This is a genomic window from Caballeronia humi, from assembly GCF_001544475.1.
Taxonomy (GTDB): domain Bacteria; phylum Pseudomonadota; class Gammaproteobacteria; order Burkholderiales; family Burkholderiaceae; genus Caballeronia; species Caballeronia humi.
Map to the genome: position 1 here is coordinate 1 of NZ_FCNW02000064.1, position 19,077 is coordinate 19,077.

Sequence of the window (19,077 nt, forward strand, 5' to 3'; positions counted from 1 at the left end):
GCGAGCGCGTCGCCATTCTCGCATCGTGGAATCAGCAACGACGATCCCGTGAAAACCCCCGCTTCTTCAGCACAGCCCTAAGCGGCGGGCGATCGATGCAAAGGTCCATGAGACCCTGTCGAAGTTGTACGCGAACGTCAAGGGTTCCAGGGAATTGGTCGACAAAGCGAACGGTGCGCTCGTGTTCCCGTCGGTGATCAAGGTGGGCTTCGTCGCCGGTGGCGAGTACGGCGAAGGTGCATTGCGCGTAGGAGGGAAGTCCGTCGGCTACTACAACACAGTATCGGGGTCATTCGGCCTGCAGGCGGGTGCGCAATCGAAGGCCGTCATCTTCCTGTTCATGACCCGAGATGCGCTCAACAGCTTTCGCCATTCCAAAGGCTGGTCGGTCGGTGGAGAAGGATCGGTCGCGCTGTTGAAAGTCGGTGCGAACGGTGCGATCGATACGACAACCGCGACCGCCCCGGTCAATGCGATCGTGCTCACCAATGCCGGTCTGATGGGAGATGTGTCGCTCTCGGGAACCAAGGTCTCGCGACTCAAAATTTGATTGCGGCAATGGCCGCGCCCGTCTTGCGAAGCTTTGGTCGGCTTCGTGAGCCGGGTGGCAGCTTGCGGCTGCACAGCGACGCATGAGTGTCGAGGCGACTGTTGAAAATGACCCTTTGTGGCCGGGAGCCGCGCTTCCCGATGTCCGCCAAAGGCGCAGTCGTGCAAGTCCACCGCTTCAATCTCACATCTAGCATCGCTTCCCTGACTATGGCGCGAACTAGCGCCGGCCGCCACCGCGCGCGCCTCCGCCACCACGGGCTGCGCCGCCCCCACGGTTGAAGTTCGAGGATTGCGCGCTCGCCTGCCCGCGATTGTAGTCGCGCTGCGTCGCGGCGCCTCCGCCGACGCCCTGGAATGCCGAGTCGCGGCCGCCTCCCGAGTAACCGCCGCTTCGGGAACCGGCTTGCGCCGTTGATGAACCGACACGATCGGGCGTTTGCGCGCGATTGTTCGCTGCCGCGCTTCGATTGGACGTTTGTGCGCGATTGCTGGCTGTGGCATCGCGGTTGGTTGTCTGTGCACGATTGTTGGCTGAGGCCGTGCGATTGGGCGTCTGTGCCCGATTACTGGCTTCGGGATTTCGATTGGCTTGTTTGGACCGGTCGCTGACGCCCGCCGTATTCGTTCGGCCTGCGCGGTTGGCAGCACTCACGTCGTCCTGGCGACCCGTGCGAGTTCCGGCTTCCGCCCGATTGGCGACGCTCGCGCGCTCGGTGGCGCCGCCCGTGCGACCGCGGTAGTCGCGTCGCGCGTCGGCGCCTTGCGGACCCTTTGCGTACTTGTCACGCGTGGCGTTGTCGCGATAGGCGACCCCCTGACGATGCCCCGCGTCGTGCTTCCACTTGCCACCCTCTACCTTGCTACTGTTGAAATTGCGGTCGATGTTGGCGGCCTTGTTCACGTTGACGTTGACATCATTGTTATTCCAGTCGCAATTGCTGAAGATTGCGCCTGCTGCCGCGATGCCGAGCCCCCATGCGAACCCGCTCGCGAGTGCGGCACCGGGGTAATAAGCTGGAGACGGCGGCCAGTAGGTCGGCGGATAAGCCGGAGCGCTCCAGCCGCCGTAGACGACGGTCGGGTTGTAGGAGGGCACGTAGACGACCTGGGGATTGGATGACTCGATACGCACGATGGTTTGTGGCGCCGGGACCGCCTGGCCGCCTTGACTGGGGGCGGGCGCTTCGACAACCACCTTCTGTTGCTCGTTGGACGCCAGGTGTCCGGCCTTTTGGGCACGCACTCTCAGTCGCTGCACGGCGTCGAGCACATCCTTTGGGTTGGCAAGGAATGCATCGCCGAGCCTTTGGGTCCAGTCGAGCTTGTCGTTCATCGGTTCCAGTACCTGTGGAAACGCAACCAATGACTTGACGCTGACGTCCCACGGCTGGTCCTGCACGGCTTTCACGGCAGCTTCGCCCTTGAGATTCTTGTGCGTTCTCACCCAACGCGCAGCATGGACAATTTCGAGCGGATAGGTGGACGCCATCAGGACTTGGGATAACAAAGAGTCGGGATAGAGGGCAATGGGGGCGACCAGCGCCTCGATCTCCTCCGGTGGAAATTCCTGGGCCTGCGGCTCGGGCGCTGAGGCCGGGAGTGGCGCCGAGGCTGCGGCTGCAACAGACGCCGCGGCCGCAACAGAGGCTGCGGCTGGAGCCGAGGCCGGTGGCGTCTGAGCTTGCTGATCCTGCTGCTTCGACGGACAGCCCGCCAACAGGACGACAAGGCCGGCGCTCAAGAGTCGTGAAATCGTTATCGCCATGGTCACTCCCCGTGAGTTCCTTCAGGCAGCGAAATGTCCGTGGGCTTCGCTCTCGCAGAGGTGGACGATCAGGCGGATGATTCCGGTGACGGTGGATCGCGCCGCCTGCACTGCGAGCAGGATGGTGGAACGCATACTAGATTAGTACTCGCCGTGCAATCGGTACAGTTGAATGTGACATGATCGCTTATCGCCAGGCGGAGGGGACTCGATCGAGGTTTTCACGCGGGCGCAGCGTTGAATTGGAGTCGTCGAGTTGAAGAGGAGCAAGGCGATCGATCGCTAGGACGCTCGTAGCACGCGGCGCTTCCGATCTCGCATTGGCTCACGTGCCCCTCTTTGCTTAAACGATGCGGTTTGCGAGTCGCTTTTCGCACCGCGTGGCGTGCGTATCTTTGGTAGTAGGTGACATGTTCGCTTCGCTTGTCTGTGACGACCGGAAATCGTGCAGCGATGTCCATCGCGTGGGCTTGCTCGCCGGTAATCCAACTGAAGCTCGCAGTTCTTCTAAAGCGTATTCGGGCAAGCGAAAGAGTCTTCGTTGTCATGCGTCGATCCAGTCGGCGTTGCGTTCGTTGACGCGCGCGCTGGCGATGAACTTCTTAGCTTCAGGGACGCCGAAGACAAGCAGTTCGACGTGAGTGACTTCCTGCGCAAGCACAAAGGCGCGCTACCTGTACCCATAATGATCACAGAACCTGCTGTCGGCTACGGTCTGGGACTTGGGATATTGTTTCTTTCCCGAACCGGTCGCTGACGCCCATCACCCTCTGTGAGCTTCATCGCGCTCACTTACAGAACCTGTCACAACTCGGCAAGCATAATGGTGTTCTTCGTGCCGAGAAACTTGTCACGCCGCGTGCGTTTGCGTCGCGAATCCGCACCCTCAACTGCTGCCATCGCGAGCGTCTGCTGTTTCATCGTCTTTTGTCTATGTCAATGCATGTACCCTCTATATCGCTGACCACGTATTCGTGGTGGACCTGATTAGTGTTGCCTTAGCTGACGGACACGATGCAATTTCAGAAAGATGACCTGCGCCTTCGATTTGACCTAAAATTATGCTTGAGCCAACGGGCAAAAAAAATAAGAGCCAGCGAGACGAATTGATTAGCGAGGCTGCAAACAACATCGAGGCACAGGATGCCGTCATACAAGAAGGCGTTGTTTTCCTTAAGGAGATGAGCATGCGAGCTGCCGATATCATGACGACGAAGATCGTTTCCGCCGGTCCCGAGATGTCCGTGCGCCTGGCCGCAGGGACGATGGTATTTGCCGGCATCAGCGGGATGCCCGTGATCGACGAGGACGGCAAGCTTCTTGGGATCGTCACGGAAGGCGATCTAATGCATCGCGCGGAGATTGGGACTGGCGTCAAGCCGCGTGCGTGGTGGCTTGAAATGGTCGCATCGACGCGCGAGCTGGCGAGCCAGTATGTGAAGGAGCATGCTAGGAAGGTCAGGGATGTGATGAGCACCGACGTCGCGACCGTGACCGAAGCGTGTCCGATTGCGGACATTGCCGAGCTGCTCGAACGCCGGCGTATCAAACGCGTGCCGGTCATGCGCGACGGAAAGGTAGTGGGTGTCGTGAGCCGCGCTAACCTGATTCGTGCGCTTGTGACAATGGCGCCTGAGTTGCCCGTTGCGAACGATATAAAAGATCACTCGATCCGCGAAGCGGTTACCGCTGCCATGGAAGGCCAGCCGTGGGCGCTTGCGCGTGAGAACGTCATTGTCGAGAGCGGGACGGTTCATCTCTGGGGCCAGATCGTCAGTGCAGAAGAAGGGAACGCTATTCGCGTTGCGGCAGAGAACGCACCTGGCGTCAAAGCGGTCATTACGCACTTCGGGCTTCCGACGCCTGATCTGTCGTCGGGGAAGTGACGATCATTGCCTGTTCTGGGTTGTGTGAAGTTTTTCCATAATCTGGTTAAGGCATCGGTGTCGATCGCGAACGCTGTCAACCCCAGAGATGGGTCACTGTAGCTATGCCGCCATCGACACTTCAGTGACTTACTCATAGGAGAGAGCGTCGGCTTCGGTCGGTGGCACGTCGCGGATCGGTGCGACCGGTCGCCCGTAATGGCGCCGATCTACCCATTTGATTGACCGCTGCCCACGAACCACGGGCCGACTACACATGGATTTCCATTCTCATATTTCGGTAAGCGTTCGGTGCAGTGATGCATTTTCAGGTTTCGTAGGTTAAGCGGTTAAGTTCAGCGCGATGATGTCGAAGTGCCTGCGTTTTCCAAGCCATGGCATGCCGCCCTGACGGCTGGTGACTAATCGTCATCGACAGAACTTGATTGCGGCCTCTCGTTTTCGACACACGCCTACGGTTCGTCCGCGACCAGCAGCCTGCCCGGTTGGCGATCGACACCGACGATTGCACGTTGGGTACGGCCCATAGAGGGCTCGAGCGTACTTAAGGGGCAACACGATGCGCAAGGCATGGATGGCGGCAGTGGTCGTTGCAATGAGCGGCGGCCTGGGGGCGTGCGTGCACCGGCTCTCGCCCAGCGCGGAGGTCGTGCGAGCGGCCGACTATGGCCCCTACCCAGCCGACTACAAGTCGATCATTGATCAATATCACAAGGCGCGAATTAAGGACCCAGGGAGCATACAGGTAGAGTATTTGAGCACGCCGCAGAAGGCGTGGGACGGATTTAGCTTCAACCCGTACTTCGGCTACGTGGTGTGCCTGACCGTGAGTACCTCGAACAGCGACGGCGGCGTGACAGGGAGCCAGTTGACTGGTGTGTTCATTAAAGATGGAAGCGTGGTGACGTATCGGTCTGCAGGCTATTCGGATAAGAGCGCGGACTTGGGGGTGCGTGATATGTGCAAAGATGTGGTCGGCAAGTTTGATACCCCCGCGTAGATCGAAAGGTTGCCAAGTCAGATTCACGCCGATCAACACCGCTGTGCATCAATGTCTAAAGCGATGTGGCTTACCATCACGCACCTGTAGACACGCAGCGCGTCGGGCGCGGGCGACCCGGCCTAGAGGAGCCATCCGACAACGGGTGGGTAATGTCGGACAATGAAACGTCCCGTTTGGAGGTGGCGTGCGCTGCAATGCGTGCTCCGCCAATTTTCGCCGATTCGACGGAAGCGGCTTTTTATCGCATCGCGCCTGCCAGGTTTTCCGCTCCAAGGCCAACAATCAGGTCGAACTCGCCGTTAGTTAAGGATTGCGTCGCGGGAACACCGGCGGCCTTCAGTGCGACGGTGTCGAGCCGGGAGGCGTCGGACAGCGCAACGCGCAGGCGCGTGGCAGCCAGCGCTTCGAGCTTCTTGATGTTGGCGGCGCCACCGAGCGCTGCGCGGATCTTTTCCGCACGTGCATTCTGCTGCGTCGGGCTGTGCGCGGAGGCCGCGGCAGCTTCGACCGGTGCCGCGGTTTCAGCGGCAGTCGCTCCGCCCGGTGCGAGGTCGGCGTCCGCGCCTGCCGTCTTCAGGTATTCCTGCATGTCGGTTTTCATGTTCTCCGACATCGTTCCGAAGATCGCCTGCACGCCGTTGCCAACGCGCACGACGCCCGCAGCGCCGAGCGCCTTGAGTTTGACGTCGTCGACGCGCGCCGGGTTGTTCACCGAGACGCGCAGACGCGTGATGCAGGCATCCAGGCTCGTAATGTTGGAACGGCCGCCGAAGGCGAGCACCAGATCGCGCGAACGTCCACCAACGCCGCTCGTGCCGACCGTTGCCGCCTCGATGGTGTCGTCCTCGCGGCCGGGCGTCTTGAGGTTGAAGCGGCTGATCACGAAGCGGAACACGAGGTAATAGATACCAGCGTAGATCGGACCGAGGATGAAGACGTACCAGGCATGAGTCGCCTTGTTGCCAATCAGGTTGAACATCAGCAAGTCGATGGCGCCTTGCGAGAAGGTGAAACCCATGTGCATGTTCAAGGTGTTCGCCACAAACTGCGCCGACGCCGCGAGGCACGCGTGGATGAAGTAAAGGACCGGGGCGACGAAGAGAAAGGCGAACTCGATCGGCTCGGTGATGCCGGTGAGGAACGAAGTCAGCGCGGCAGACACCATCATGCCGCCGACGGCGACCTTCTTTTCCGGCTTGGCGCAGTGCCAGATTGCGATCGCCGCGGCCGGCAGGCCGAACATCTTGAACAGAAACGCGCCCGACAAAATGCCGGCGGTCGGATCGCCCGCGAAGAAGCGGTTGATGTCACCGTGAACGACCTTGCCGGTCGTCGGGTCGAGGAAGCTGCCCGCCTCGAAGAAGAACGGCACATTCCAGATGTGGTGCAGGCCAAATGGAATCAGGAGACGCTCGACGAAGCCGTATACCGTCGCAGCCGTGCGCGGGTCCGAAACTGCCGCCCACTCGGAAAACGCTTTGATCGCGCCGCCGACCGGTGGCCATACCACGGACAAGATTCCGCCGAGCACGATGGCGCCGATTGCGGTCACGATCGGCACGAAGCGTTTGCCCCCGAAGAAACCAAGATAGGGCGGCAGCGTGATCCGGTAGTAGCGGTTGAACATCCACGCGGCCAGCCCGCCCGCCAGGATGCCGCCGAACACGCCGGTCTGGATCGATGGAATGCCCATGATCGTATCGGGCACGACGCCTTCCGCCTTGGCGATCACGCCCAGTGTCGCCGTCATGACGAGATATCCGATCGTCGCGGCGATGCCCGAGACGCCGTCGTTCTCGGTGAAGCCGAGCGCGACGCCGATGGCAAAGATCAGCGGCAAGTTGCCGAAGATCACGTCGCCTGCGTTTTTCATCAGCGCTAGTACGATGACCGGCACGTAACCGTGGAAATCGGTCGCGCCGAGCCCGAGCAACAGTCCGGCCACGGGGAGCACGGCCACCGGCAGCATCAGTGATTTGCCGACTTTCTGCAAGACTCCGAAGGCATGCGTGAACACGGACGGTCTCCTGTTGATTAGTTTATTCGGCGAAGGGGGCGAGCAGGGCACGGACTTCAGCGGCGGTGCCGAGCTTGAGCACATCGGCGGCGAGCTGGCGCGCTTGGTCCATTGTGAGCCGCGCAAGCTGGGCCTTGATCGAACCGACCGCGGGAACGCTGACTGAAAGCTCGTCGACGCCGAGGCCCACGAGCACCGGGACCGCCATCGCGTCCGAGGCGATGCCACCGCAGATGCCGACCCATTTGCCATGCTTGTGCGCGCCTTCGACCGTCATGCCGATCAGGCGCAGCACGGCAGGGTGAAGCGCATCGGCCTGTTTGGCGAGCTTGGGATGTCCGCGGTCCATCGCAAGCGTGTATTGCGTCAGATCATTCGTGCCGATCGAGAAAAAGTCGACTTCACGTGCCAGCGGCTCGGCAATCAGCGCGGCAGCCGGTACTTCGATCATCACGCCGACCTTGATGCTGTTCGCGCGATCCCCGGCCTCCTCGAGCAGCATCTTTTTCGCCGCAAGCACCTCCTCGATCGTGGCGACCATCGGGAACATCACGTGCAGGTTGCCGATGGATGCTGCGCGCAGGATCGCCCGCAACTGAGTGCGGAACATGTCCGGACGGTCGAGGCTCACACGCACGCCGCGCAGGCCGAGGAAGGGATTGTCTTCCTTGGGCAGCGGCATGTAAGAGAGCGGCTTGTCGCCGCCGACGTCGAGCGTGCGGACCACCAGTGGACGCTCGCGGCCGAGCGCTTCGGCCACGGCACTATATTCGGCGGCCTGCTCGTCCTCGGACGGCGCCGTGTCGCGGTCGTCGAACAGGAACTCGGAACGCAAGAGGCCCACACCTTCAGCGCCGGCCGCTACCGCATCGCGCGCTTCCTGTGCGTTGCGGATATTCGCGACGACTTCGACGCGGTGACCGTCGGCCGTCATGGCGACCTGGGTCGCGGCGAGCTTCTCTTGTTCGCGCTTGGCCGTCTGGTGCGTGATGCGTTCGTGCGCCTTCTCGAGTTCCTCGGCGCCTGGATTGCGCCGCAAGCTGCCATGCGAGCCGTCGAGCACGACGAGCGTGCCGTTCGGGAGTTCGAGCGCGCCCTCGTCGATGCCGCAGATCGCCGGGATGCCGAGCGAACGCGCGAGGATCGCGACGTGGCTCGTGGCGCCGCCGGTCGTCGTACAGAAACCGAGCACCTTGCTGCGATCCAGCGAAGCGGTGTCGGACGGCGAGAGTTCCTCGGCGATCAGGATCGAGTCGGCGGGCACTTCGATCTGCGCCTGCTTCACGCCAGCTAGGAGCGCCAGCACACGGCGCCCGACGTCCCGGATATCGCCGGCGCGTTCGCGCAGCAGCGAGTTGTCGAGCTTCTCGAGCGTGCTCGCGTGGTTCTCGAAAGCGTTGCGCCACGCGAAGCCCGCACTCTTGCCTTCGCTGATGCTGCCGATCGCCAGGTCGTTGAGGTCAGGATCTTCGAGCAGTTCGAGGTGCGCATCGAGGATCTGCGCCTTCGACGGATCGGTCAGCCTGGCCTTGAGCGCTTCGATCTGCTGATGCGCTTCGTGCCGGGCCGATTCCAGCCGCGCACGTTCGCGCTGTGGCGATTCGCCCGCTTCCCTGACCTCGATGACTTCCTGGCGGAACTGCACGATCTTGCCGACGGCAAGGCCGGGCGAGGCCGATACGCCGGTGAGTTCGTCGGCGTCGGCGGCCGCCGCGCGCCTGGCGAGGACGGGCGCTGCGGCAGCCGCCGGTGCGGGCGCGTCGCCGGGCTTTTCGCCGGAACCTTCGGCGAGCAGACGCGCAAGCGTGGCGGCGGCCTCGCCCGCATCGGGACCGGCAGCCTGGACGCGCACCTTGTCGCCGAACTTCGTCGCGAGACCCATGATGGATACGACGGACTTAGCGTTCGCACTGTCACCGCCGCGCAGCAGCCGGATCTCCGACTTGTACTTCTTCGCCTCGGCGGCGAAGACCGCGGCGGGCCGCGCATGCAGGCCCGCGGGATTCGGCAGTGTGACTTCGTCGGAGAGAATCGCGCCGGTCGCGCCGGTTGTCTCTTCCGAGACCACGCCGCCGACAAGTTCAACGGACAGCGCGGCGTCCTGTCCCGCGGTGACGAGGCCGATCGCGGGCACGTAGCGCGTCACGAGCTCCCCGTTGGCGATCACGATCTGGGTCAGCAGGCTCACCGCCTTGGCGCCAACGACGATCGGGTCGAAACGGATCAGCGGCTGCCCCGCCGTGACGATGTCGCCTTCCTTGACCAGCGCGGTGAAGCCCTCGCCGCGCAGCAACACGGTGTCGAGCCCGATGTGCATCAGGACTTCGAGGCCGTTGTCGCCCGTGATCGTCGCGGCGTGGCCGGCGCGGTGCAGTTGCGTGACCTTGCCGGGAAGCGGAGACAGCAGTTCATTCGAGGTTGGATCGATCGAAACGCCGTCGCCGACCATCTTCTGGGCGAAGACTGGATCGGGTACGGTTTCGAGCGGCACCATGACGCCCGAGAGCGGCGCCAACAACTCGATGCGGACCGGAGGCTGAGGAGCTTTCATTCGCGCGACTCCTTTTGTTCGACACTCGGCTGATACGGTTGATATGAGCGACGCGAGCCTAGTCTACGCTGGCGCGGAGGGGCTTGTGCTCAGGGTCTATCGAGATCGAGCAAAATTCTGTGTGTGCTGAGGCGCCGTGCTGAACGGTCTTGGACCGCCTAATCTGAATCATAGGCAACGACGTGATGATTCGCTGCCAAATTAATGTCCGTCAATTCGGGAATTGATGAAGGGCTGAAGACGCAGTCAAGACCAGCCTGTTGGGGAATCCATGCCATTTGTTCGCTGTGTGCAGCCAGTGCGCGGAAGCTTGTCGCGGACGTTGCGGCACGGTGGAAGGGTTCAACTTCCGAGCGCTCGTGCCCTTTGAACGACGCCATGACGGGCGACGATGAAGTCATCGCTTACATGGATTTTCAGACATTCGCGGCAAAGAAATCGATTCGCAACAGTGCCTGTCGCGCGCGAATGCGGACGATACGTCGTCAGTGTGCATTGAGAAAGGCGTGCAGTTCGTCAAAAAAAGCGCATCCGGGTTTTCCATGACGATCCAGTAGGGATCACGTGGCATGCGAAACTCAGTCACGTGTTCGGCTACTACGCGCATCATGTCTGCCATCAAGGGGCCAGTCGTGATCGCTGCGCCGCTCACAGCAAGTACCGGAATCTCGAGCGCGCCTTTTGACGCCAACAGATTGCGGTTGGCTTCGATGTCTCGCTCAAAAGCCCGACCTGGCTGGAGTGCCGCTCATAGTGCGCCCGGCGCTGAAGGGTAGAGACGTCATGCTCCAACGGGTCGGCGCCGATGGCATCGTCGTCGTACAGGCGTGCATCGAAGAAGACTTGCAAATTGGCCTTTTTCGACCCAAATGCATCTCGGGATTGTTGCGCGCGCTATGAGGGGCAAACTGATCTACACGGGGTCTGCGGGAAGCCGGTCAAACGCCTGCTTACCGGGCAACGGCGCGTCTATCACCGCCAGATGCGACGGCTCGGCGCGGAACATCTGCGCGTACGACTAGACACTCGTCAAGCCGTGTCGGACCGACCATCGCGACCGGTCCGAAAATCTGCAGCACGTCGCGCGTATGATCATTGATCTGCGCGGTGAAATCAGCGCGGTAACGGCTAAAATTGCGGTTTTAGCTTGGAATACGTGCATGTCTTTTGCCTCGCTTGGCCTGATCGATCCGTTACTGCTTAATTTGCAGGATCTTAAGTATGGGGCACCTACGCCGGTGCAGGCCAAAGCAATTCCTGCTGTGCTCAGTGGCAGGGACGTCCTGGCTGCGGCACAGACCGGTACTGGCAAAACGGCGGGTTTTGCGCTGCCGCTGTTGCAACGACTGGTGCAACAGGGCCCGGGGGTGTCCAGCAACCGCGCGCGTGTTTTGGTGCTCGTGCCCACGCGTGAACTGGCTGAACAAGTGCTGCAAAGCTTTATTGACTACGGCAAAGGCCTCGACTTACGATTTTTGGCCGCGTACGGCGGCGTGAGTATCAACCCGCAGATGATGACATTGCGCAGAGGTGTGGATGTGCTCGTTGCAACGCCGGGTCGTTTGCTGGATCTCAATCGCCAGAACGCAGTGCAGTTTGATCAAGTACAAACGCTGGTGCTGGATGAAGCCGACCGTATGCTGGATCTGGGCTTTGCGCTCGAACTCAACGCCGTCTTTGCTGCCTTGCCCGCTCAGCGCCAGACCCTGCTGTTCTCAGCCACGTTCACCGATGATATCCGCGCCATGGCGGCGAGCATTCTGCGCGGCCCGGTCAATATCAGCGTCAGCCCGCCCAATGCCACGGCCAGTAAGATCAAGCAATGGGTGGTGCCGGTGGATAAAAAGAACAAGCCTGACCTCTTCATGCACCTTGTGGCTGAGAACAACTGGGAGCGCGCGCTGGTGTTTGTCAAAACCCGCAATGGCGTGGATTACCTGGCGGCCATGCTGGATGAAGCGGGCTATGCGGTCGACACCATCCACGGCGACAAACCGCAACCCGCGCGCCTGCGTGCGCTGGAGCGCTTCAAGACAGGCGAAGTACATATGCTGGTAGCCACCGATGTGGCTGCGCGCGGGCTCGATATCGACGACCTGCCGCTGGTGATCAACGTTGATTTGCCGCTCGTGGCACAAGACTATGTGCACCGTATTGGCCGCACCGGACGCGCGGGCGCCAGCGGCGTAGCGGTGTCCCTCGTGTGTGCGGATGAAGCGCCGCAACTAGCCGCGATTGAAGCGCTGATCCGGCAAACGCTGCCCCGTGAAGAAGAGCCAGGTTTCGAAGCCGAACACCGCGTACCGCAAACCAGCACGACGGGCCAGATCATCAAGAAGCCCAAAAAGCCTAAGAAGCTTAAAGTACCGCAAGCTGCGCCGGGCGCCATGCAGGTGCTCAGCAAAAAACCGAGCGCGCAGATTGGCGAAAACAGACGCAAGTCTTTGGCGCAGCGCGCTGAGGCCGCGGGTAAAGGCACAGGCTTGTCTAGCGGCACTCCATTCGGCATGCAAGAGCCACGCAGCAGACCCGCCAGCAAGCCAACTGCAGGTTCACGTAAGCCGGCTGGCAAACCCGCTGGTCGCCGCAGGAAACGCCAACCCTGATCCGTGGAGATGAGTAACGCCGCCCTAGAACAAGCTGGAGATTTGCGGACTGCTGGCAGGCAGCGGCGCGGCTTCGACGTGCATCAGGTCGGCGGGTAACGGCGCACTGAATCTAGGATCTTTAGCAACTTCGGGTTCGAACGGACGTTGAAATCGTGCGTAACGAGCGTCCGATCGAGGTCGTCTCTGTCAATTGTGTTCGCTTTTCACAAGAAAGCCGTCATTTGATCGGCTCATCGCGAACTCTCGCCTTGGGTCGAGTGCGAGAGTTCGTGCCACGACAGCCGCAGTTGCCCTTTGCTCGAGATGCGGGCTTCGGCTCCTGGACCCGTTTCGGCCATTGAAGTTTTTAGAAAGATGACCGCTGTCTATCTACTTTGCGGACATCCGTCGAGGACCGGCAGGCCGTACTGACTGTTGCTCACACGTGGCGGCCCTTCACGCTTTTTTGCCTGCGCGTGAGACGGAGCGCTTGCTGGCACCCTTTGAAAAGCGTTGACGATTGCCAAGGAGCGCAACCAGCCGCGTCTCGCATTCGGAAAACGAGTACCCGCGCCGCTGCGAGATCATGAACGTGAGGGCGCGCATGTGCCATGCGCGCCGTTGGAGTTCGACAAGTGTTCCGTTCGCGAGGTCAACCGCCACCACATGATGCGGCATGTGCCCCCAGCATAAGCTGCCCCTTAGCAAATCGTGCTTCGCGCCGAGGTCATTCACCAGCCACTGGCGTTCACCGGCGACCCCCTGTTGGGTCCTTTCCGCATCGGGCTGATTGTCGGTTACGACGAGCTGGATGTGCCGGCCAAATTCCTCCCGCGGGATCGGCCCCGCGATTGCGGCCAGCGGATGCGATGGCGCACAGACGGTCACCATTTGCGCTTCACATAAATGCTGCCTTTCTATGGTACCCGGGCTCAGCTCCGGCACGTCGGTGATCGTCACGGCCAATGCGCACGTTCCTTCGAGAACCAGGCGCTCGCCGCCTTGCATGGTCGTCATGCGCAGATTGATTGCAACGGTTGGAAAGTCCGACTGCAGCCTGCGCAGGCATTCAATGAGGTGCGCGCGCGGAAAATAGGTATCTACTGCAATCGAGACCTGTGGCACCCCGGCTTCAGCAATCGCAACCGCGCGCATCTTCATTTCCTCGGTGCGTGAGATCACCCCACGAGCATCAGGCAGGAGGCTTCGGCCCGCTGCTGTAAGCGTGGCTTTGCGGGCGTTGCGTTCGAACAGCAACACATCGAAGGCACTCTCGAGCGCGTTGATCGCGTGACTGATCGCTGACTGTGCACGCCTTAGCTCCCGTGCAGCCCCGGAAAAGCTTCCCTGGTCACACACGGCAACGAAGGCCCGAAGTTGGTTGATGGTGACGTTGTCGAGCATACGTATCTAAAAAGTAGATGGTACCTATAGATATTCAGTCAATTGGCTTCATGGATCAAGAGGTCCAGAATTGTATTTCTCACTTTTGTTTCGAAGGATGCTTGACATGAACAGACTGAATGGAAAGACCGCCGTGATCACCGGTGGCGCTACCGGCATCGGCTGGGCCGCAGCAAAGCGCTTCATTGAGGAGGGCGCCTTCGTCTTCATCTTCGGCCGCCGACAGGAATCGCTCGACGCCGCCGTGGCCGACCTTGGGCCCAATGCCCGCGCGGTGAAGGGCTCGGTCTCGAATGAGGCTGACCTCGACCGACTCTACGCGGCGGTGAAGGCTGAGCGCGCAACCCTCGACATCGTCTTCGCCAATGCCGGGGCGGGAAGCCAGGCTGCGCTCGGCAAGATCACTGCCGAGCACATTGACGAACACTTTGACACCAATGTGAAGGGTACGATCTTCACGGTCCAGAAGGCGCTGCCGCTCATGAGCGAGGGCGGTTCGATCATCCTGACCGGATCAAGCGCTGGCACCACGGGCGCGCCGGCAATGAGCGCCTACAGCGCGAGCAAGGCGGCAGTGCGCAACCTCGCGCGGACGTGGGCGGAGGACCTGAAGGGCACCGGCATCCGGGTGAACGTGCTGTCACCCGGGGCGACTGCGACCGAACTCGCGAAGGAAGCGCTCGGCGAGGTGGGCCAGAAGGTCTACGCCTCGATGACTCCGCTCCAGCGCATGGCCGATCCGGCGGAGATCGGGGCTGTGGCCGCCTTTCTCGCGTCGTCGGACAGCAGCTTCATGACCGCCAGCGAGGTCGCCGTTGACGGCGGCCTGGCGCAACTCTGACGCGCTACGCCCGGCCAGGCGCTCCATTCAATTATTCGGAGCGCCGTAGGGCGTGGAAAACCAAAGGAGAATATATGAGTTACGCAATTATTGGATTCGGCAATATCGGCCAGGCTCTAGCCAAGGCATTTGCCCGAAGCGGCATCGAAGTATCCGTTGCAACCACGCGCGACCCGGAAAGCTTTGCATCCGCTGCGGCCGCGATTGGACCCACGATCATTCCCAAAACACTGGCGGAAGCAGTCAAGGCGGACATTGTCTTTCTGGCTGTCCGTTTCGAGGCGCACCGGGATGTCGCGAAGGCGCTGCCCAGTTGGCAAGGGAAGACCATCGTAGATGTGACCAATGCCTACGGCGTGCCCCCTGAGGAACTGGGGGGACAACCTTCTTCCAAGGCCGTCGCGCAGGCCTTCAGTGGTGGAAGAATGGTTAAGGGCTTCAACCATTTGGTCGCTGCCGTCCTTGAGCAAGAGCCGGCCGTACATGGTGGCAGGAGAGTCGTGTTCCTGGCGAGCGACGATGACGGCGCCGCAGCGGAGATTGGTACGCTTGCGGAAAATCTCGGTTTCGCGCCGATCAAACTTGGAGGGCTTTCGGAAGGTGGACTGCTTGTGCAGGCGCGCGGAAATAGCTGGGGTCAACTGATCTTTAAGGACTTGGTCAAGTTCGACTGATGACTTGTGATCGCAAATTCGATGCGATCCTGCCTCGTGGACCGCAACGTGTCCGATTAGATCGGACACAATCGGACGTAAGGAAAACGGAGAGATTCGATGCGCATCGAAGAGAATGTTCAGATTGTGAAGGATTTCTTTGCAGCAATGGGCGCCTACAATAAGCAAGATCTGCTGGCGTTGGTTGCCGAAGATATTGAGTGGATCATTCCGGGCGAGGACTGGCCGCTGGCCGGCACGCACCGCGGGCACGGGGAATTGACGGCTGTGCTTCAGAAGGCGTCTGAAGAGGTGGAAATGACATACCCAGAGCCCCCCGAATTCGTGGCGCAGGGAGACCGGGTACTGGTCGTCGGCGTCGCTACGGGGAAAATTAAAGCCACGAGTAAACCGTTCAAAGACAATTGGGTCTTCGACATTACCGTTCGAAATGGCAAAGTAACGAACATCCGCGAGTATATCGACACTCAAGCACTGGCGCGGGCCTCCAAGATGCCGTGAGCCATTGGCCCTGTCACGTCGAGACCGATGCGAACAAACGATTCGTGTGCCAACGAGTACGTTAAACAACGGTCTCCGGACATTTCGCTGATTCGAATGCCCAATTGCCGGGCGCGACCCACGTCTGAACGGCAAGGCATACGAATGATCGCGCAAGGGCGAAATCGGCCGGCAGCTGTTGTTCGTACGTGTCGGCGCTAGGACACTGAGACGTCCGTAGCGCTCGGCAACCCACCGTTCGATTCACCAAAGGTGAACACTGCGCAGTTGAAATTCGGGAGGCTGCTATGAACTCGTGGAGGTTGAGGTAGAGACAGAGTGGCGCCCATTCGGCTGCGCTGGAAGCCATCAACGCCGGTCGCGAAACACCCATCAAGATCCGCCAGACGAGGTACTTGGACAACATCCTCGAACAGGTCCACGGTGTGATCAAGAGTCGCACTCGACCCAATCTCGGACTAAAGAAAATCTGCTGCGCTCGCATCGTGCTTGGTGGCATCGAGGTGGTTTAAGCACCTGGGCCGCCGCTGGATTGAACGTCGTCATCGAGCTTTGCGTCGTTGGCATCGTTCCGCACATCAAGTTGACCGCCTTTTGCAACAGGGCCCAGTGGGAGCGCCAGCGCGCTTCCCCTTGATTTGCGCTTTTCCCTCGCCTAGGCTCTAGCACAACGCTTCAGATACAGGCCCGTGTGCACCCCGCACTTGGAAGCGTCTGATAGGTGAGCAAGGCGGCGTGGCGTTTTTTCGCCGGGGAGGCTTCCTATAGCTTGCGCCAGGGAGGCAAAGTGAATAAGCGGATGGTTAAATCTTTGGTCGTGTTGTCGGCCCTCTGGGGAGCATGGCCGGCGGCAGCCGCCGATGAGGAAGACAGCACACGCCATGACAGGGACCGTCCAGTCGCGAAGCTTTTCGACGCGAATGGCAAGCTTGTCGGCAAGTTGGTGTACTTCGACGCCTATGGCGCCCCAACCGAGGGGGGAGTGGTTCTCAGCATACAGGGGGCGCTGGTTTATGCGGGCATCCACCGTCTCACGACACTTTTTGTTGAGTCCGCAAGTCAGCTGCAGTGGAGCGGCGTCCATCCGCAGTTTTCGGGTCCGAACTGCTCAGGAACCGTCTACATTCCGAGTGCCTCTGGGCCACTCCGCCCCACAGCCATCCTGCGCAACGGAGCGACTGCCACGCTCTACGTCGCCAGCGGCGCGCCAACACAGATGGTGACGGTTCGCTCGGAAGACGCCTCCTGGGGCTGTTCGCCTTACGACTCTCCATCCCAATCAACAGCATGGACAGTCGAAAGTACCTTTGATTTGACGCAACACTATCCAGAGCCTCTGCGAGTCGGCTTTTGAAGGCACTTAGCTTCTTAACAAAGAGTGGGAGGTCGTGTCGCGATCAGGGCAAAATGGCGAAGCGGCGAACTTTGCTATTCGCTCGTGCCCGGAAGGCGGGCGCTCTTACGAGCGCAAGAAGCGCACAAGGAACGGGATCGTTGCAATCAAGGCGCAGACGCACATGTTGGCACGCGCGCGCTATCACATGCTGCAAATGCACACGCCATTTGAGGTAGCACGCTGTTGCGAGCAAACGGTTGGTGTAAGGGGCCCTACGGAGCACATTCAGTTTGACCAAAAGGACACCCGCGACTGCACCGATCGAGGCAGCGACCATAGGATGATCGGCGAGGTGTGTTGGATCATTTTGGCAAGCGAATTCATCATTCGTCATCCCGCGGTCCGCGCTTGACTTCAGTCGACGTCTTCCCGCCCTATGCCAGCACGAAGTCGTAGCGCGCCACGAAGTCGTAGCTTCCGCTGCCGGGGTCGATCGACATCAGCAGTCGTGGATCGAAGTGCCCATCGTGCAGGTTGCGCGGCTCGCGGGGAAAGTAAAGCTGGGTCGTGAGCGGCCGTCCGCTCGGCGCCTGCACTATGACGTGGAAGTGCCGCGTGCGGCCGGGATACAGTCCCGCCACGATGGTTTCAAGGCGGTAGCGCCCATCGCGGTCGGCGAACTGATGGCCGCGCAACCGGTAGCCGCGGACGTCATACGAGCCGGCGGCGTCGGCCTGCCAGAAGTCGAGCAGCGCGCCGGGCACCGGCACGCACCGCGTCGTCAGCACCCGGCCCGTCAGGAGGACCCTCCTGCCGCCGATGCCCGGTCCGAACAGCGATGTACGTAGCGGCGAGCGGGGCAGGAAGAACGGGCCGGCCGTCTGGGGCGGCGTCGCGTCGGGGTTGCCCGGGCAAGCGGGCGTTGGGGGAATGGTGGCGGCGCGGCTCTCATCAGCTTTGGCGAGCGCCAGCATCAATAACGTAGACGGCACCGCTCCCGAATTGCGGAGGAACTCGCGCCGTCTCTGGCTGACCTTTTGTTTACGTTCTTGCATAATTTCAAAATACCTTCTTGGCGGAACGTTGCAAATGCGCGTATGTGCACTCTTGCCGCTCACGCTGGTGGCGTCAAAACCCAACTCGCAGGGGCTCTGGATAGTGTTGTGTCAAATCGAAGGTACTTTCGACCGTCCATGCCGGTATTACATATGACGAGCTTTCACTCCAGCAGGTTTCCGGAGGGCCGGTGACTGTCGATTGCACCGTCACCATTTGTTGAAGTGTGCCGCTAGCGACGTACAGCGTGGCTGTTGCCCCGCTGCGTACGATGGCCGCTGGGCGGAATGGCCCGCGGGCATATTGAACGAAGACCGTTCCTGAGCAGTTCGGCCCCGAATAGGACGGACCGAAGCCATGCCACTGCAGCTGCGTTGGAGTGTCAAGTGGACGCTTTATGCTCGCATAAACGAGCGCGCCATGTATGTTCAGAATTACTCCTGGATCGCCGAATTCCGGCTCGCCGAAGTACACTACATTGCCAACATACTTGCCGTTAGCGTCGAAAAGCTTTGGGACCGGACGGTCACTGCTATGGTGAAAACTGTCTTCATCATCGGCGATCGCCACCGACCCTGCTCCCCACAGGGCGGACAACAGTACAAATGATGCAACAAGTTGCTTATTCACTCTGCCTCCCATGCGCGCAGGATAAAGGAAGTTTTCCGGGTTAAACCGACGCGCCGCTTTGCCTACCGTATCGGGGCGTTTCCAGCTATCGACTCCCGAAAAGGGCGGTTTGGAATGGTCGTGTTAGAGGCTAGGCCAGCGGAACCAAAAATGAAGGTGAACGCGCCGGCGCATTGTAAGCAGCAGTCACTTCATACACCGCGATATAAGCGGTGCATGGGCCAGCCCGAGATTACCAGTGCTCGCGTTCACCGAGCACCGGTTCCTTACGTC

General features: G+C 60.7%; 13 protein-coding genes and 4 pseudogenes. 10 read left to right on the plus strand and 7 right to left on the minus strand.

What is annotated here, in order from left to right:
- Positions 1-73 precede the first annotated feature (73 nt).
- A pseudogene (locus tag AWB65_RS30450) lies at positions 74-550 on the plus strand (BPSL1445 family SYLF domain-containing lipoprotein); the annotation flags it as partial.
- A 219-nt stretch (positions 551-769) separates the two neighbouring features.
- Here AWB65_RS30450 and AWB65_RS30455 read toward each other — a convergent pair.
- Positions 770-2,317 carry a DUF3300 domain-containing protein gene (locus AWB65_RS30455; RefSeq protein WP_235007863.1) on the minus strand — a complete coding sequence of 516 codons (1,548 nt, stop codon included), beginning with the start codon at positions 2,315-2,317 and terminating at the stop codon, positions 770-772.
- Positions 2,318-2,858: 541 nt separating this feature from the next.
- Here AWB65_RS30455 and AWB65_RS37230 point away from each other — a divergent pair.
- Positions 2,859-3,065 (plus strand): annotated as a pseudogene (locus tag AWB65_RS37230) (hypothetical protein); the annotation flags it as partial.
- A 71-nt stretch (positions 3,066-3,136) separates the two neighbouring features.
- Here AWB65_RS37230 and AWB65_RS38055 read toward each other — a convergent pair.
- A pseudogene (locus AWB65_RS38055) lies at positions 3,137-3,238 on the minus strand (IS5/IS1182 family transposase); the annotation flags it as partial.
- A 266-nt stretch (positions 3,239-3,504) separates the two neighbouring features.
- Between AWB65_RS38055 and AWB65_RS30465 the strand changes: the two are divergent.
- A complete protein-coding gene (locus tag AWB65_RS30465) occupies positions 3,505-4,203 on the plus strand; it encodes a CBS domain-containing protein (RefSeq protein WP_087670655.1) in 699 nt (232 codons plus the stop codon).
- Positions 4,204-4,762: 559 nt separating this feature from the next.
- Positions 4,763-5,203: a hypothetical protein gene (locus AWB65_RS30470; protein ID WP_087670636.1), complete on the plus strand. Its 441-nt coding sequence runs from the start codon at positions 4,763-4,765 to the stop codon at positions 5,201-5,203.
- 241 nt (positions 5,204-5,444) lie between these two features.
- Here AWB65_RS30470 and ptsG read toward each other — a convergent pair whose 3' ends face one another.
- Together ptsG and ptsP are read right to left on the minus strand one after the other, a co-directional pair.
- On the minus strand, positions 5,445-7,223 hold the full coding sequence (ptsG, locus tag AWB65_RS30475; RefSeq protein ID WP_087670637.1) for a PTS glucose transporter subunit IIBC: 1,779 nt from the start codon (positions 7,221-7,223) through the stop codon (positions 5,445-5,447).
- 22 nt (positions 7,224-7,245) lie between these two features.
- Positions 7,246-9,774 carry a phosphoenolpyruvate--protein phosphotransferase gene (gene ptsP, locus AWB65_RS30480; protein WP_087670638.1) on the minus strand — a complete coding sequence of 843 codons (2,529 nt, stop codon included), beginning with the start codon at positions 9,772-9,774 and terminating at the stop codon, positions 7,246-7,248.
- Positions 9,775-10,934: 1,160 nt separating this feature from the next.
- On the opposite strand from ptsP, the gene AWB65_RS30490 reads away from it, so the two are divergent.
- Positions 10,935-12,380, plus strand: coding sequence for a DEAD/DEAH box helicase (locus AWB65_RS30490; RefSeq protein ID WP_087670656.1), 1,446 nt, complete (start codon positions 10,935-10,937; stop codon positions 12,378-12,380).
- Between the two features lie 438 nt (positions 12,381-12,818).
- Here the strand turns inward: AWB65_RS30490 and AWB65_RS30495 are convergent, their stop codons facing one another.
- Entirely contained in the window at positions 12,819-13,766 is a 948-nt protein-coding gene (locus AWB65_RS30495) for a LysR family transcriptional regulator (protein WP_087670640.1), read from the minus strand.
- 106 nt (positions 13,767-13,872) lie between these two features.
- On the opposite strand from AWB65_RS30495, the gene AWB65_RS30500 reads away from it, so the two are divergent.
- The 5 genes and pseudogenes from AWB65_RS30500 (at position 13,873) to AWB65_RS30520 (ending at position 17,136) form a co-directional block, all read left to right on the plus strand.
- Positions 13,873-14,607 (plus strand): SDR family NAD(P)-dependent oxidoreductase, encoded by a 735-nt coding sequence (locus tag AWB65_RS30500; RefSeq protein ID WP_087670641.1) that lies wholly within the window; start codon positions 13,873-13,875, stop codon positions 14,605-14,607.
- A gap of 74 nt (positions 14,608-14,681) precedes the next feature.
- A complete protein-coding gene (locus AWB65_RS30505; RefSeq protein ID WP_087670642.1) occupies positions 14,682-15,281 on the plus strand; it encodes an NADPH-dependent F420 reductase in 600 nt (199 codons plus the stop codon).
- A 99-nt stretch (positions 15,282-15,380) separates the two neighbouring features.
- On the plus strand, positions 15,381-15,782 hold the full coding sequence (locus AWB65_RS30510; protein WP_087670643.1) for a nuclear transport factor 2 family protein: 402 nt from the start codon (positions 15,381-15,383) through the stop codon (positions 15,780-15,782).
- A gap of 314 nt (positions 15,783-16,096) precedes the next feature.
- A pseudogene (locus tag AWB65_RS30515) lies at positions 16,097-16,291 on the plus strand (IS6 family transposase); the annotation flags it as partial.
- A 212-nt stretch (positions 16,292-16,503) separates the two neighbouring features.
- The gene (locus AWB65_RS30520; RefSeq protein WP_087670644.1) at positions 16,504-17,136 is read left to right on the plus strand and encodes a hypothetical protein; all 633 of its coding nucleotides are present in this window, start codon (positions 16,504-16,506) and stop codon (positions 17,134-17,136) included.
- Between the two features lie 416 nt (positions 17,137-17,552).
- On the opposite strand, the gene AWB65_RS30530 is transcribed toward AWB65_RS30520, so the two are convergent.
- Positions 17,553-18,236: a dioxygenase family protein gene (locus tag AWB65_RS30530; RefSeq protein WP_235007865.1), complete on the minus strand. Its 684-nt coding sequence runs from the start codon at positions 18,234-18,236 to the stop codon at positions 17,553-17,555.
- 10 nt (positions 18,237-18,246) lie between these two features.
- Positions 18,247-18,804: a hypothetical protein gene (locus AWB65_RS35960; RefSeq protein WP_125474253.1), complete on the minus strand. Its 558-nt coding sequence runs from the start codon at positions 18,802-18,804 to the stop codon at positions 18,247-18,249.
- Positions 18,805-19,077 lie beyond the last annotated feature (273 nt).

Coding starts and splice junctions, on each gene's coding strand:
- AWB65_RS30495 (WP_087670640.1), bottom strand. CDS start 13,766: ATGCTCGACAACGTCACCATCAACCAACTTCGGGCCTTCGTTGCCGTG.
- AWB65_RS30455 (WP_235007863.1), bottom strand. CDS start 2,317: ATGGCGATAACGATTTCACGACTCTTGAGCGCCGGCCTTGTCGTCCTG.
- AWB65_RS30505 (WP_087670642.1), top strand. CDS start 14,682: ATGAGTTACGCAATTATTGGATTCGGCAATATCGGCCAGGCTCTAGCC.
- AWB65_RS30500 (WP_087670641.1), top strand. CDS start 13,873: ATGAACAGACTGAATGGAAAGACCGCCGTGATCACCGGTGGCGCTACC.
- AWB65_RS30510 (WP_087670643.1), top strand. CDS start 15,381: ATGCGCATCGAAGAGAATGTTCAGATTGTGAAGGATTTCTTTGCAGCA.
- AWB65_RS30470 (WP_087670636.1), top strand. CDS start 4,763: ATGCGCAAGGCATGGATGGCGGCAGTGGTCGTTGCAATGAGCGGCGGC.
- AWB65_RS30465 (WP_087670655.1), top strand. CDS start 3,505: ATGCGAGCTGCCGATATCATGACGACGAAGATCGTTTCCGCCGGTCCC.
- ptsP (WP_087670638.1), bottom strand. CDS start 9,774: ATGAAAGCTCCTCAGCCTCCGGTCCGCATCGAGTTGTTGGCGCCGCTC.
- AWB65_RS30490 (WP_087670656.1), top strand. CDS start 10,935: ATGTCTTTTGCCTCGCTTGGCCTGATCGATCCGTTACTGCTTAATTTG.